The organism is Mycobacterium sp. BMJ-28 (genome assembly GCF_054404835.1).
Genome location: NZ_CM136783.1, coordinates 5,169,753 through 5,185,254 on the forward strand (window position 1 = coordinate 5,169,753; position 15,502 = coordinate 5,185,254).

The 15,502-nt window shown below is 68.6% G+C and carries 10 protein-coding genes; 5 read left to right on the plus strand and 5 right to left on the minus strand.

Going from position 1 to position 15,502, the window contains the following annotated elements; genetic code table 11:
- Positions 1-24 precede the first annotated feature (24 nt).
- On the minus strand, positions 25-1,125 hold the full coding sequence (locus tag ACXPWS_RS25665; RefSeq protein WP_458709344.1) for a fatty acid desaturase family protein: 1,101 nt from the start codon (positions 1,123-1,125) through the stop codon (positions 25-27).
- A 119-nt stretch (positions 1,126-1,244) separates the two neighbouring features.
- Between ACXPWS_RS25665 and ACXPWS_RS25670 the strand changes: the two genes are divergently transcribed.
- Positions 1,245-2,108, plus strand: a complete 864-nt coding sequence (locus ACXPWS_RS25670; RefSeq protein WP_458709345.1) for an NYN domain-containing protein — start codon at positions 1,245-1,247, stop codon at positions 2,106-2,108.
- Between the two features lie 230 nt (positions 2,109-2,338).
- On the opposite strand, the gene stpK7 is transcribed toward ACXPWS_RS25670, so the two are convergent.
- The gene (gene stpK7 / locus ACXPWS_RS25675; RefSeq protein WP_458709346.1) at positions 2,339-4,099 is read right to left on the minus strand and encodes a serine/threonine protein kinase StpK7; all 1,761 of its coding nucleotides are present in this window, start codon (positions 4,097-4,099) and stop codon (positions 2,339-2,341) included.
- 108 nt (positions 4,100-4,207) lie between these two features.
- The gene (locus tag ACXPWS_RS25680) at positions 4,208-5,617 is read right to left on the minus strand and encodes a DUF4407 domain-containing protein (RefSeq protein WP_458709347.1); all 1,410 of its coding nucleotides are present in this window, start codon (positions 5,615-5,617) and stop codon (positions 4,208-4,210) included.
- A gap of 190 nt (positions 5,618-5,807) precedes the next feature.
- Between ACXPWS_RS25680 and ACXPWS_RS25685 the strand changes: the two genes are divergently transcribed.
- A complete protein-coding gene (locus ACXPWS_RS25685) occupies positions 5,808-8,171 on the plus strand; it encodes a flippase-like domain-containing protein (RefSeq protein WP_458709348.1) in 2,364 nt (787 codons plus the stop codon).
- 22 nt (positions 8,172-8,193) lie between these two features.
- Positions 8,194-8,679 (plus strand): TspO/MBR family protein, encoded by a 486-nt coding sequence (locus tag ACXPWS_RS25690; RefSeq protein ID WP_458709349.1) that lies wholly within the window; start codon positions 8,194-8,196, stop codon positions 8,677-8,679.
- Positions 8,680-8,689: 10 nt separating this feature from the next.
- Here ACXPWS_RS25690 and ACXPWS_RS25695 read toward each other — a convergent pair whose 3' ends face one another.
- Positions 8,690-10,213 carry a DUF7937 domain-containing protein gene (locus ACXPWS_RS25695; protein ID WP_458709350.1) on the minus strand — a complete coding sequence of 508 codons (1,524 nt, stop codon included), beginning with the start codon at positions 10,211-10,213 and terminating at the stop codon, positions 8,690-8,692.
- A 127-nt stretch (positions 10,214-10,340) separates the two neighbouring features.
- On the opposite strand from ACXPWS_RS25695, the gene ACXPWS_RS25700 reads away from it, so the two are divergent.
- Positions 10,341-12,062 (plus strand): hypothetical protein, encoded by a 1,722-nt coding sequence (locus ACXPWS_RS25700; protein WP_458709351.1) that lies wholly within the window; start codon positions 10,341-10,343, stop codon positions 12,060-12,062.
- Positions 12,063-12,252: 190 nt separating this feature from the next.
- Positions 12,253-13,020 (plus strand): cutinase family protein, encoded by a 768-nt coding sequence (locus ACXPWS_RS25705; RefSeq protein WP_458709352.1) that lies wholly within the window; start codon positions 12,253-12,255, stop codon positions 13,018-13,020.
- 61 nt (positions 13,021-13,081) lie between these two features.
- On the opposite strand, the gene ACXPWS_RS25710 is transcribed toward ACXPWS_RS25705, so the two are convergent.
- On the minus strand, positions 13,082-14,614 hold the full coding sequence (locus ACXPWS_RS25710; RefSeq protein WP_458709353.1) for a PE-PPE domain-containing protein: 1,533 nt from the start codon (positions 14,612-14,614) through the stop codon (positions 13,082-13,084).
- Between the last annotated feature and the right edge of the window lie 888 nt (positions 14,615-15,502).

The following is a 15,502-nucleotide window of genomic DNA, read 5'->3' on the forward strand; positions in this document are numbered from 1 at the left end:
CGGCGGCAGCGAAGCGGCCGAAGGTCAGGCCGGCTCGGGCCGCGCCAGGGCGGCCCAGCCACCGTCGGGCAGCGCGAGCCGGAAGTTGGTTCGCACGGTCTGCAGATACTGGCCGACCAGCGGCCCGGTGGTGTAGGCCAGACCGTATTTCTCGCACAGTTCGCGCACCCGCACGCTGATCTCGGCGTATCGGTTGCTCGGAAGATCGGGGAACAGGTGGTGCTCGATCTGGTAGCACAGGTTCCCACTGGAAAACGCCAGCACCGGACCGGCATTGAAGTCGGCCGCACCCAGCAGCTGTCGCAGGTACCACTCCGCCCGGCTTTCCTCCTGGAGGACCTCCGGGGCGAACTGCTGCACCCCGTCGGGAAAATGCCCGCAGAAGATCACCAGGTACGCCCACAGATTGCGCAGCAGGTTCGCCGTGGCATTCGCCGCCAGGGTCCGACGCCACCGACGAAGGCTCAGCGCCGGCAGCAGCACGTAATCCTTGGCGACCTGCCGCCCGATCTTGCGCAGCATCACCTGGGTCACCGCCCGCTTGCCGGCCTCGGTGGTGGCCCGCTCCCGCCCGGAGTGCATGCCGTGGCGGGCAATACCCCACTCGAAGATCAGGGCCAGCAACAGGTTGCGCAACGGCTGAAACAGATGCTCGCGTTTCCAGGGCTGATCGCGGGTCACCCGCAGCACGCCGAACCCGAGGTCGTCGTCGACTCCGAGGACGTTGCTGAACACGTGATGCCGGTAATTGTGCGAGTAACGCCACTGAGCGGACGGGCCCGCCATATCCCATTCCCACGTCGTCGAGTGGATCTCGGGATCGTTCATCCAGTCCCACTGGCCGTGCCCGACGTTGTGCCCGATCTCCATGTTCTCAATGGATTTCGCGTAGCCCAGGGCTGCGGTGCCGACCAGCCAACCCGCCTTGGTGCGGCTGGCGGCGATGACCAGCCGGGCCGCCACGTCCAAAGTGCGTTGGAACAGGATCACTTTGCGGATGTATGCGGCATCCCGCTCGCCCAGCGAACCTTCGACATCCGCACGGATCAGGTCGAGCTCGATTCCCAACGCTTCGATATCTTCGCGGCTCAAATGGGCATACGCCGCGATATCACTAATTGCCACCTGAGCACCCGGTTCGTCTTGTGCGGCCGCTGAGTGCGGGCGACCGGAGTTGATGGCTCCAGCCTAGGCGTCGGGGGCGATTGGCGCCACGGCGAGGTCCGATAGGCAAGACTGATCTCATGACGGATACCGCCGCCGCCCGCGTTGCGGTGTACCTCGACTTCGACAATATCGTCATCTCGAGGTACGACCAGGTCAACGGGCGCAATTCATTTCAGCGAGACAAGGCCAAAGGCCTGGAGTCCGGCCAGCTGGCCCGTGCCACCGTCGACCTCGGCGCCGTGCTGGACTTCGCTTCGTCGTTCGGCACGCTGGTGCTCACCCGGGCGTACGCCGACTGGTCGGCCGATGTCAACGCCGGCTATCGGCAACAACTGGTCGGCCGGGCCGTCGACCTCGTGCAGCTGTTCCCGGCGGCCGCCTACGGCAAGAACGGCGCCGATATCCGGTTGGCCGTAGACGCTGTCGAGGACATGTTCCGATTGCCCGACCTGACCCACGTGGTGATCGTGGCCGGTGACTCCGACTACATTCCGCTGGCACAACGCTGCAAGCGGCTCGGCCGCTACGTGGTCGGCATCGGGGTGGCGGGCTCCTCGAGCCGCGCACTGGCGGCCGCCTGCGATGAGTTCGTCGTCTACGACGCCCTGCCCGGCGTACCGGCGCTCGAGGCCCAGGTCAACGAACCCGAGCAGGTCACCCGGAGATCGGCGAAGGCCGAGGACGACGAACCGGACCCGCAGGTGTCGGCCACCGCACTGCTCACCCGTGCACTGCAGATCGGTTCGGAGAAGGACGACGTCGACTGGCTGCACAACTCCGCGGTGAAGGCGCAGATGAAGCGGATGGATCCGTCGTTCAGCGAAAAGTCGTTGGGTTTCCGCTCTTTCAGTGATTTCCTGCGGTCCCGCACCGACACCGTGGAATTGGACGAGAGCTCGACGACACGGTTGGTGCGGCTGCGCACGGACCAGGCGAGCTAACGGCGCGGGGCGGGTACGACGCCGGCGACGACTTGGGCACGGTCGGCGGGCGCCGCAACCGTGGGCCCCATATCGGCGTGATTGCCGATCAGCCGAGGTTCGGTGATGTGAGTCATGACTGTCTCGCTGCCAAGTAGACGCGAAAATCGTAGAATCGCAACAAAATTCGGCTCGCCTGCAGATTGGCGTCAACGCCCCGGTGCGTGCCTGTCAATGGATGCGCCTACGCCTCAGCGGGCCGCGCCGTTGAGCACGGGTTCGGGCACCATGCCCCTCTCCACGCCCCACATGGTGGCGATGGTCTTGTACTCGCCGGTGGCGATCAGATGTGTCAGCGCCTGCATCAGCGATTGCGCCAGCGGCGAACCCTTGGCCACCGGCCAACCGTAGGGCGCCGCGTCGAACACCTCGCCGGCCGGAACCAGAGCTCCACCGCTGAGCTTGATGGCGAAGCCCGTCACCGGCGAATCCGCGGACATGGCCACCACATCACCGGCGATCAGAGCGGCCGTGACATCGTCCTGCCGGTTGTAGACCACTTTCTGGATGGGCGCCAACCCGGCAGCAACACACTCATCGCTCTTGGCCGGAATCTCCACGGTCTCCTGCAGAACGCTGACCGACACACCCACCCGCAGTCCACATGCCGAATCCGGCCGGACCGATTGTCCCGCACGTTGCGCCCACAGGGTGCCGGCCTCGAAATAGGTGACGAAGTCGACCACCTTCTGACGCTCCACCGTGTCGGTGACCGACGACATCCCTACGTCGTAGGCACCGCTGTTCACCGACGGGATGATCTGATCGAACTCGGTCTCGCGGTACTCGGGGGTCAACCCCAGGGTGCGGGCCACCGCATTCATCAGATCGACGTCGAAGCCGACGATCTCCCCGGCGGAGTTCTTGAATTCGTTGGGCGCGTACGGAACATTCACCCCGACCACCAGTTTGCCGGTCGCGCGGATGTCCGCCGGCACGGTGGCGGCGATCGCCGGGACCGATCCGGGCGCCCCGGGTTCGGCGGCCCGGTGCGGACCCCACCACTGCCACGCCGCCACCGCGCCGGCCCCCACCAGCACCAGCACCCCGGCCACCACCAAGGCCCGCTGCGGCAACCGCCTGGCCCGGGTGCGCACCGACGGCGCCGAATGCCGGCCGGACCCGGTCACCCGAACCGGTCTGCTCAGTGCCCGCCGTGCGGCGGCGGCCAATTCGGCACCGGACTGATAGCGCTTGCCCGGGCTTTTCGCCATCCCCTTGGCGATCACGTCATCGAAGGGCTCCAGGCGCGGGTTCAGCGCCGAGGGCTTCGGCGGCGGCGAGATCATGTGCCCGGCGATCTGCTGTTCGAGACTGTCGGCCGGGTACGGCCTTGCCCCGGTGAGACATTCGTAGAGCACACACGTCAGTGCATAGATATCGGCCCGCGGATCGGCCTGCCCGCCGTCGAACCGTTCGGGTGCCATGTAGGCCAGGGTGCCCAGGGTGCTGCCCGCCGTCGTCATCCCGACCTCGCCGGCCACCCGGGCCAGACCGAAGTCGATGAGATAAGCGAAGTCCTGCTTGGTGATCAAGATGTTCGACGGTTTGACGTCGCGGTGGATCAGGTCCTGTTTGTGGGCCGCATCCAGAGCCGACGCCACCTGCTCGACCACCTTGACCGCGAACTCGGCTTCCAGCGGCGTGTCCGCGTCGGCCAGGATCGCACCGAGGGTGCGCCCCTCGATCAGTCGCATGTCCAGATACAGCCGGCCGTCGATCTCGCCGAATCCGTGGATCGGCACCACATGCGGGTCGCTGACACCCGCCGCGGCCTGTGATTCCTGCCGGAAACGAGCCTGGAACACGGCGTCCAGCGCGAGGTTGGGCGGGAGCACCTTGAGCGCGACGATCCGCTTGGTCCGGCTGTCGTACGCCTGGTAGACCTCGCCCATCCCGCCGCGCCCGATCAGCTCCTGAAGCTGATAGTGCCCGAAAGGTGTCGCGTCCACCGTGTTCCCTCTCGGCGCTGGCCCCTGTGTCGCGTTTCCAGCTGCGTCGCAGCGTCGATCGAAGCTACATCACGGTGGCAAAATTGTCGTCACGTGCGCAGGCGGACGCTAAGACGGCGGTAGTTGCCTGCGCCCCGGCAATTCCGGCAGGTGCTCCGCATCGGCCGGCCCGGGGCCCCGCTGGGCCGTGATCCGGCCGATCCTGGGCGCCTCCACCCAGCCGGGCGCACCGGCGGGCTCCGGTCCGTCGGACTCGACGGTCACCTTGTGGGTGCGCCGCAAGGTGAAGTGGATTTCCTCGGTCTCCTCGAAGACCTGGCGCAGCGGCTTGGTGGCGTTGTCGATGGCTCCGGCGACGATGGGCGGCACGAACGGCCGGATCCACCGCACGGCAGCCTTGGTGACATCGGGAATGACCGGGATCGCCGACAATGCGCCCCCGCGCTGCGGTTCGGTGACGGCGGGCAGATTCGGTCCGGCCGGCAGCGCCGCCGGACGAACGATTTCCGACGGCACCGACCGGACCTGTTCGGGCGCATCCAGGGCCTGCGCGACGCGGCGGCGCTGCTGGGCCCGGTCGATCTCGTTCTGCGCCGCGACCGCCAGCCGGGCGCTTTCCAGTTCCTGCTCGGCCCACATCTGCTCGATGGTGGCGCGCACCTCGGCCCGCTTGACCGCGATCGACGTGTCGGCGTCGAGCTCGGCGCGCTCCTTCTCCCGTTCGGCGGTGGCGGTACCCCGCCACAACCGGAGGAGCAACGGGAGCACACCCAACAGCACGAAGAGCAGGTCCACCAGGACCCGCAGTACCAGCGCTGCCGGGTGCGCCCCGGTGTAACCGTTCAGCGCCGACCAGCGCGCGCCCGGACCGCTCACCGCTTCGCCGCGTCGGGCCGACGACAGCGCCGCCTGGCGGTCGGCCACCTCGGCGTCCAGGCCGGGCGCCCTGGCGCTGCGGTCGGCGACGGTGGCGCTCACCTGACGCTGCGCGTCGGCCAGGAAGTCATTGGCGGTGCGGGTCTCGGGTCCGGCCCCCGGCACGCCGGTGATGCGGACGCGCGGGCACTGCGGCGAGGGATTGAATTCGCAGCGGGCCACCACCAGGGCCTCGTCCCGCGCCTTGGTGGCCGCCACGACCGCGTCGTCGAGCCGGGCGCGGGCCCGACTCGCCTCATCCAGCTCCGCCGATGCCTGCACCACCGCAGGCGCGGACTCCGCCTGCGCCGCCAGCACACGGTCGATCGGCCCGGCGAAAAGCACCATCGCGGCCAATTCACCTGCGACCACACCGAGCACCACCGCGACCGCCACCCGGCCCGGCAGCGCCGACCGTCCCACGGCGCAGGCCCAGCTCACGGCGCCGAACAGCAGGCCGAACGCGGCTCCTGCGGCCACCGAGGCGGCCACGTGCCACTGCGTCGCACCGGCGAGCACCAGCGTGGCCACCACCGCCGCCAGGACGGCAGCCAGCGCCAGCACGGCCGCGAACAGCGGTCCCGATAGTCGATTCGCACGCATAGCGGCTCCAAACTGTCCGAGTCTGATTCGTTTCCCCGTCGCTTCGCTCTCCCCGCGTAACTTCCCCGTCGCTTCGCTCGCCCCGGGTGCGGTGCGCCAGACGGACGTCTACACGCCGGCCGCGAATACCCCGCATCCTCCCACAGCGCCGGTACCCGTGCTTCGCGCGAGGAGCGGTTACGTTGTCCACGTGCGTGTCGACGGCCGGGACATCAGTGTCACCGGGAGCTTGCTGCAACCGTTGACCCGGCGCACCAACGACATCCTGCGGTTACTGCTCGCCGCGCTGTTCCTGGCCACCGTGATCACCAGCTCGCTGATCACCCGCAACGACTGGGTGGCGTTGGAGCGGTCGGTCTCAGAGATCATCGGGGTGCTCACCCCGACCCAGTCCAACCTCGTCTACCTGGCCTACGGCGTGGCCATCCTGGCGCTGCCGTTCGTCATCCTGGTCAGCCTGGTGCTGTCGCGGCAGTGGAAACTGCTCGGTGCCTACGGCGCCGCGGGCGTGCTCGCCGTCCTGTCGCTGTCCATCTCGGGCAACGGCATCGCCGCCCCGCAATGGCATTTCGATCTGTCCGACCGGCTGGACACCCAGCTGTCCCAGTTCCTCGACGATCCCCGCTGGATCGCGCTGCTGGCCGCGGTGCTCACGGTGTCCGGTCCATGGTTGTCGCGACGGCTGCGGCGCTGGTGGTGGACGCTGCTGCTGGCCTTCGTGCCCATCCACCTGGTGGTCAGCGCCGTGGTCCCGGCGCGCACCCTGCTCGGGCTCGCGGTCGGCTGGTTCGTCGGCGCGCTGGTCGTCTGGGTGGTGGGCACCCCGGCCCTGGAAGTCCCGCTGGACGGTGCGATACGGGCTCTGGACCGGCGTGGTTTCATCGTCACCACGCTGGCGGTCATCCGCCCGCCCGGGCCGGGACCGCTGGTGCTGGCGGCCACCAGCGCCGACGCCACCGCAGTCGTCGAGTTGTACGGGCCCAATCAGCGCAGCGGCGGCGCCATGCGGCAGCTGTGGGGCAAGTTCCGGTTGCGCGACGACGAAACCGCTCCCCTGCAGACCTCGATGCGCCGTGCCGTCGAGCACCGCGCACTGATGGCCATCGCCATCGGCGATCTGGAGTTGGCGAACACGTCGACGGTGGCGATGGCCGCACTGGACCGCGGCTGGACCATCTACTCCCGCAAACCCGCGCGCGGCGCACCGCTGTCCTCCACCGGCACCTCCGCCGGTGCGGTCTGGGCGGCGCTGCGGGTGCTGCACGAGCACGGCATCTCGCACGGCGACCTTCGCGCCAAGGAGATCACCGTCGACGACGGCGCGGTGCGGTTCGGCGGATTCACCTACAGCGAGTACGGCGCCACCGAACAACAACTGCAGTCCGATATCGCCCATCTGCTGGTGACCACCTCGGCGCTCTACGATTCGCCGACGGCGGTCACGGCCGCGATCGACGCGTTCGGCCGCGACGCCGTACTGACCGCATCACGGCGGCTCACCAAATCGGCGGTACCGAAACGGATCCGGGAGAACGTCCCGGACGCCGTGGCGGTGATCAAGGCGGCCCGCGAGGAAGTGCAGACCCAGACCGGCGCCGGCCAGATCAGGCCCGAGGCCATCACCCGTTTCACCCGCGTCCAGGTGATCCAGCTCGTGCTGCTGGTGGCGCTGGTGTACGTGGCGTATCCGTTCATCAGCACGGTGCCGACCTTCTTCTCCGAACTGGGCTCGGCGAACTGGTGGTGGGCCCTGCTCGGCCTGACGGTGTCCGCCCTGACCTACCTGGGTGCCGCGGCGGCGCTGTGGGCCTGCGCCGACGGGTTGGTCAGCCTGCGCAACCTGTCGATCATGCAGGTGGCCAACACGTTCGCGGCCACCACCACCCCGGCCGGCGTCGGCGGCCTCGCATTGTCGGCCCGATTCCTGCAGAAGGCGGGCCTGACCCCGTTGCGGGCGACCGCGGCGGTGGCCCTGCAGCAGACGGTTCAGGTGATCGTGCACCTGCTGCTGCTGATCATGTTCACGACGCTGGCGGGCGCCTCGGCCAACCTGTCGCATTTCGTCCCGAGCACGACGGTCTTGTACCTGGCCGCCGGCGTCGCCCTGGGGCTGGTCGGGTTCTTTCTGGCCGTGCCGAAGTTGCGCCGCTGGCTGGCCTCGTCATTGCGGCCCAAGCTCAAGGAAGTGACCGGGGATCTCGTCGAACTGTCCCGGGAGCCCAAGCGGCTGGGGCTGATCGTGCTGGGTGCCGCGGGCACCACGCTGGGCGCGGCGCTGGCCTTGTGGGCCAGTGTCGAAGCGTTCGGCGGTGACACCTCTTTCGTCACCGTCACGGTGGTGACGATGGTCGGCGGGACGCTGGCGTCGGCGGCGCCGACTCCCGGTGGCGTCGGCGCGGTCGAGGCCGCCCTGATCGGTGGTCTGGCCGCCTTCGGTGTGCCTGCCGCCATCGGGGTGCCCTCGGTGCTGCTCTATCGCGTGCTGACCTGTTGGCTACCGGTGTTCGTCGGCTGGCCGGTGATGCGGTGGTTGACGCGCAACGACATGATCTAGCGCTTCACCTATGTTGGTCGGTATGGCACTTCGCACCTTGATCCCGTCCGTGGCCGCAGTTGCCGCCACCGCCGTGATCGGCGGCCTGGCCAGTCGTCCCGCCCAGTCCCCGTGGTACGAGCATCTGCGCAAGCCGCCGTATCAGCCTCCGCGCCAAGCCTTTCCGATCGTGTGGCCGGCCCTGTACGCCGACATCGCCGTCACCTCGGCTGCCACGCTCGACGAGCTCGCGGCCCGGGGCGAGACAGCGCAGCGCAAGGCCTATACGGCCGCGCTCGTCACCAATCTGACGCTGAACGCGGCATGGTCCTGGATCTTCTTCAGCCGGCGCAAGCTGGGGACCGCGGCGCTGGCCGCGGGTGCCTTGACCATCAGCAGCGCCGATCTGACTCGTCGCGCCGTGCGGGTCAACGGGGCCAAGGCCGCGCCACTGGGCCTGTACCCGGCGTGGTGTGCGTTCGCCACCGCACTGTCGACCCATATCTGGGCGTTGAACCGGCGCGACTGACCGCTCCGGCTCATCGCGGCTTTGACGGCCTGCGCTGGATCCGGATCGCGGTGGTGGGCGCGTCCAGAACGGTGGTGGCGGGCGCTTCCAGCACGGTCGTCGAATCTTCGCTGCGCCGAACGATTCTGGGCACCGTGGCCGGTTGTTCTCGGCGGACGACGGTCGGCGGTTCGGGGGCCAGAACGTCGGCCCTCTGGTTGCCCCCGTCGCCACGCCGACCCCGTGCGATGACATAGCCCGCCAGCGGTCCGGTGAACAGCACGACGGCCAACACGGTCAGGCTCAGCACGCTGACGGTGACGTCGAAGGTGCTGGTGATCTGTTGGGCCAGATTGTTGCCATAGACCGCGTCCGGGGCCGGCACGTCGTAGCGGGGCGCCAGCGCCACCCCGATCGCCACGTTCGCGACGCTGAAGACGAACAGCACGCCGCTGAAGGCCGCCGCCACCGCGACGTTGTCGAGGTGGCGGTGCAGCCATAGCGCCAGCAGCGCGGCAACGAGATTGAAGACCGTCATCGCGACGCTGTCGTAGGCCGCCCGCGGCAGATCCAGCGACAGTGCCACCAGGTAGTCGACCACCCGCAGCGCGGCGGACGCGAACGCCCAGAAAGCGATCAGCGTCAGGCATTTCTGCGCGGCGCCCCGGTAGGCGCCGATGGTCGGCGGCTTGATCAGGAAGACGGCGTACAGCGTCGTCGGCGCGACGATTCCCGCGACGGCCGCCCAGGCCAGGTAGCCCTCGTAGCCGATCGCGGCGGTCGACGTGTTCTGGGCGATGCCGTGAAAGGCGTCGATATCGCGCCCGATGCCGGTCAGCCACACCAGCGTGGCCGCCACCGCGCCCGACAGGCCCAGCGCCGTGGTCGCCAGGCGTGCCGCGGCCGTCCGCTCCGTCAGCCACCGCGAGGCGATGACCAGTGCCGCCAGCGCCTCGGCGCCGTAGAGCACAGTGGTGAGCACGACACCCACGTCATGCCCACCGAAGGTGCCCTCGGTGACGAACAGGTACCGCAGCCGCCAGTAGAGGTTGAAGGCCACCGACAGGATCGCCAGCGCGATCGACAGAAACCCGATCATCCGCGCCACTCCGTACCAGAGCCGAAAACCGTTGTCCTCGATGGTGATCGACGTGATCGGCGGTTGCGCTGCCAGCAGCGCGCCGGCCACCCCGAGCAGCATGCCCGGCCCGACGCCCGGCGGCACCGCACCGGTGCCGCCGTGTTGCACCGTCTGCACCAGGTGGTAACCGACGAAGGCGATCACCATCACCAGGTAACCGCTGCACAGCAGCAGCCGGGCCCGGCACACGCGCCGGATGTCGGTGAGTGGACGCAGATGCGGTAGCAGCGCCGCGCCGGCGGCCGACACACCGGCCGCGGCCAGTGCGCCGACCAGCCACCCGTCGCTACCGCCGATTCCCAGCCCGAACCGCAGGTTCCAGGGCAGCAGCGCCGCGAGGACCAGCAGGGCGACGGCCAGTCCGTCGCGCACCCGGTTGGTGCGTTGGGGTACGTAGCCGACGCTGTCGCTCACAAGCCAGATCCTTCCATGGGTGAGACCACCAGCGTATTGACTTCTGCTCGACGCCCGGGCTGTGCGGTAGCTTGGAACGGTCGAAGCGTCGGGGTGGCAAAGCACGCATGAGGCAAGGAGTGGATCCGTGGACGTAGTCCTCGGGGTGGCGGTCACCGGTCGAGTGGCGCGGCTGGCGATGATCGGGTCGCCGGGCACCCAGGTGTTCGACCAGTACGCATTCGATCTGCCCGACGATGCGCTGTCCGAGCTCGCCGAAACCATCATCGGCACCTACCGCGAGGTGACCGACTCGGGTAACAGGCTCGCCGCGACACGACTGTGCCTGCCCGACCCCGCCCAAGCCGAGACGCTGCGTCAGACGGTGGTGCAGGCCGGGGTGCAGAACGTCGACGTGGTGACCGAGGCCGAAGCCGCGGTGGCGCTGGCCCGCAGCCAGGGCGCCGACGCTTCGCTGTTGCTGGCCGCCGACGACACGGTGTCGCTGACGGTGGTCGACAGGGATTCGGAGCTGACGTCGGTACTCGCGTCGGTGCCCATCGGCGCCGCGGGGGCCGCCGTCGCGTGCGCCGCGGTGCTGCAGCAGGCGCCGACACAGGTCAAGGTGATGTTGACCGGGCAACGTCTGGACCTGGATTCGATTGCCGCAGAACTTCGTTCGACGACGCCCGTCGAGGTACCGGTCGATGCGGGTTACGCGATCGCACGCGGCGCCGCCCAGAGCGCAGAAGCCGCCGGGGTGGTGCCCGCCGCTGCGGCCACCCAGTTGGCGCCCATCGTGGCGGACACCCAGGCCGCCCCGGTCTTGGAGGCCACCCAGGCCGCGCCAGTCGTGGCGGCCACCCAGGCCACCCCGGTCAACTCTGCCGATACCGAACTGGCTCCCCAGCTGGCGTATTCGCAGGCCTCCGACGACGAACCCTGGCCCGGGTACAACGAGATCTCGGATGAGGCGCTCGCCGAGTTCGTGCCCGAGCAGGAAGACGACGCCGACTACACGACGGCCATTCCGGCTCCGCCGCCGCGGCTGATCCTGATGGGCAGCGCGGTGGGATTCCTGGTGGCCAGTCTCGCCACCCTGGCCGTCACGGTGGCGGTGAACATCCGGCCCGCGGCGGTGGTGAGCGCACAGCCGCCACCCGCACAGTCGGACACCGTGCCCGGGCGCTATCTCCCGCCCGTTCCGCACGAACCGGACCCGGTGGCGCTGCCGGTCGCGGTCCTCACGCCGCCGGCCGCGGCGCCGGCCGCCCCGGCGGTGCGGTCCCGCAGCGTGAGTCCGCCCGCCCTGGCGCCCGCTCCGCAGGTGCCCGCACCTGTCGAGGCACCGCCGCCACCCCCGGCGCCGGTCGGTGTTCCGGCGATCCCGATCCCCCTTCCGCCCATCGTGGTGTTCCCACCCCTGAATCCGTGGACCCCGCCGACCACCGTGACCACCACCGTCACCAGCACGCCGACCACGACGACCACTCCCACGACGACGTCGACCACGCCCACCACGACGACCACCACCTCGCCGACGACCTCCACGACTGCCACTTCCACTTCCACGGCCACATCCAGCGCGCCACCGACGTCGTCCCCCGAGGTCCCGATCGAGCCGGTGACACCGGTGACCCCGGTGACCCCGGCGGAGCCCGCTTACACGGCACCCACTCGCGCTCCCGAGCCGGCGTCCACACCGGCGCCGGAGCCGGCACCCGCGGTCACCGTCGAGGCGCCGCCGGTGACCAAAGCGCCGTCATCGGGCGGCGAGTCATCGTCGGGCGGGTCGTCGCGCAGCGGCGGCTCCGGCGGAAGTGGGCATTCCGGCGAAGCGCCGGTGACCACGATTCCGGGCAGTCCGTAACCCGGCGGACGTCCCGGTTCGCGGGCAAACATCGCCGGCACCGCGAAACATCCCTGCGAGCGACCTTTGCGCTGGTGAGATGAATCACTTGACACGCATGGAATCGCAGCTCACGAATCCCGACTTATAGCTCTCAGATGCCACCTCTACGAAGCGATGGCTACGAAGACCCAAGGACGGGGACCATCTCATGAGCGCATCACTGCCGGCCCGCATCGCGAAATCGACGTTGTTCAGCACGCTGACGCTGGCGGCGATCGCCGTCGGCCTGTTCGCCGGGCCCGCCGCCACGGCCAGCGCCGCCGACGATTCGTGCGCGACCGTGGAGGTGGTGTTCGCCCGCGGCACCTTCGAGGGCCCCGGCGTAGGAGCCACCGGCCAGTCGTTCGTCGACGCCCTCAATGCCCGCCTGCCCGGCAAGACGGTGGACGTGTACGGAGTGAACTACCCAGCGTCGCTGGACTTCGGGCAGGCCGTGGACGGAGTCGCCGATGCGGCCAACCGGATTCAGGCGATCGCCGCCCAGTGCCCGTCCACCAAGATCGTGCTCGGCGGGTATTCGCAGGGCGCCGCGGTCGCCGGCTACACCACCTCCAGCGTGGTGCCCGCCGGGGTGGCGCTGCCCGCCGGCCTGACCGGTCCGATGCCCGCCTCCGTGGCCTCCCACGTCGCGGCCGTCGCCCTGTTCGGCACCCCGGACAACTGGTTCCTGAGCCTGGCCGACCGCAGCGCTCCCCCGATCACCATCGGTGATGCCTACGCCGCGAAGACGATTCAGCTGTGCGCCGCCGGCGACCCGGTCTGCTACCCCGGCGGTCTGGACCGCTCCGCCCACAGCTCGTACAAGAGCAACGGAATGGCCGACCAGGCAGCCGACTTCGTGGTGGGCCGTCTCGGCATCCCGGCTCCTGCGGCGACCGTCGTGCAGGCCGCGGCCGAGGTGCAGCCCGGCAACTGATCAGATCGATTCCGACCAACGGCCGGAAGCCTGTCCTACCCGGACACGCTTCCGGCCGTTCTCATTTGGCGTCGCCGTCGCCATCCTTGCCGGCTTCGGCAGCAGGCGCGGAGGTGTTCGGGGGTGGCGGATCGGAGACGGTGGTGGCCTTGGGTGCATTACGCTTCGGTTTCCGTGCAGTCAGCGAGGGCCTGTGTTGCGTCTGCGAACCGTCGGCCTTGTCGGTACCAGGTTCGGGGCTGGTGGTCTTGGGTTGTTCATCCGGGGCCGGGATGCTCGGGGTGGGTGCGTTGTCGTGAACCGACTCGTTGTCCTTCGGCTGAACCGGTGCTCCGGAAACCTCGGGTCTAGAAACCTCTTCCGTCTTGCCCTCCGCTGGTGAGGCAACCACCGGCGTCGTCGGCGCAGGCCCCGCGGAAGCGACGGCAGCCGTGCCGCCCGGGGCCACCGCCCGAGCGGTCGAGAACCGTGCGGTCGACGCGGTCGTTCCGTTGAGCTCCTTGTCACGCGCTTCCATCGCGTCGATGATCTCCGACGTCGTCGTGGGTGCGTCGGTCGTGGGCGGCGGATTCGGCGGCCCATCGGGAGGCAGAGTGCCCGCCAGCCGTTGGCCGGCCTTCTCGAACCCCTTGACGATGGCCGTCAGGTACTGGACCACTTTCTGGGGTGTGGGCAGCAAGCCCACCTTTCCCGTCTCGTACATTCCGGTGCTCTCCACCATCGGCTGCATCACATCTTGAAGCGCCTGGATGATCCTGGTCGGCACACCGATCAGCTTGAGCGGCATCAGAATCGGCATGACCGGGCTGTTGACCCGTACCGTGACGACGTTCCCGTCGATGGTGGTCACATTCTCCGGATCATCGAAATCGAAACTGCCCAGCCGCGAATGCTCGAACACGAACCCGGCCAGGATCTGAAGCCAGCTGACCGGATTCCACAGATACCGCGGGAAATACGCGATGGGATCGTACTCACGATTGACCCGAAGGTACGTCCCGTCGGGTAACGGGACGGCTCCACCGGGGATGTCGGATCCGAAGGTCGGCTCGGTCGGGCGGTACCGATCGAAGAGCCCGGTACCCGGGGTGTTCGAGTCTCCGTAGAACACCGCAAAAACACTCGACATGTCGTAACCGGTGGCCGCCACCCGGTTCAGCGCCTCGGCGGCGACCCGGCCGCCGAACGATCCGGTGTCGATCCCGCTGACCGTGGTCGAGTGGTCCCTCGCCAGAATCAGCTCGGTCAGCCAGCTGGCCCCGGAGTCGAGTGACGCCGCCGTGACGTCGCCTGGATAGCGGGTCCGATCGGTGAGCAGCGTGACGTCCTGGATGCGTTGCCAGATGCCGCCGTCCTGCTCGGCGAGCGCCCCAGGAGGGAAGTTGACTCCGGCACCCGGCACCGCGAACAGCGCCAGTGCGGCCAGGGCCACGGCGTCGGCAGAGACGGCTCGGTGTGGCTGATGCACCTCTGTCGGCGCGGGATGAGTCATTGGTGGTTGGACGGCCCCCGTCACAAGCAGCGCCGCGACGGCGGGCACCACCAGGATTTTGGTGGTGCGTTTGTTCTTCTTCACCCGGTGACGTGCCGTCACTGCGCCTCCTTTGTGGGTATCCACGAAACCGGAGCGCAGGCGAGACCAGGCGCCCCCCGTGTGCGGCCGACACTACGACATGGCGAACGTCGATGCATAGTGATGTTTGCGATCGAAAGCTGTTCGCTCACAACGTGAACCGCCCACATCAAAGCAGGCACGACCGACCGCAAACACCCGGTTTCGGCGACACCACCAGCACACCCGATCGCGTACCACACCCTCGCCGCCACCGGATACGAATGACCGCACTCCGGCCGACCCCCGAATCGTACTGGCCCGCAGCCAATATCGGCGCACATCGATTCGCGCAGCAAATGCGATGCGCGCGCATAGCAACACCGGACACATTGGCATATCATTGTGCGCCACAGTCCATCTCGATTACCACCTGACGAAAGCTCAGGCTGCATGAACCCTTGGCGACGGTGGGGCCGAAAATCGACCGACTCACCCCGGCTACCTTTCCGACCGAAACCATCGCTGATAAACCCTCTCGCCGATCACCTTCTGGCGAACCGAATGCGCCTGCAAAGTGGCCCGGTGAACTACGAGAAAGCCCATTAGCTGCCCCTTTAGCTGATCACCCGACTCCGGTTGCCAACCCCGGCGCACGCGCCACGAAGCGCGGCTGGCGAAGCGTGCACCAGCCGACGATGACCTACTTAAAATCACTGCGCGCCCAGCACTTTGACGATATCTCGACTTCACCCCACGGCGCGGACGGGGCGCGCACCCAACTGCGGCCCACGGCCGCACAATCGAGTGGCGCCATGAATCCACCGAAGACCGACGCCCGCCTGCTGGAACCACCCCTCACGCGCCATGCCCCGGAGGCGAACGAGTCGCCGCCGGCGCGCGACATGACCACCCGACCATTCTGACGGC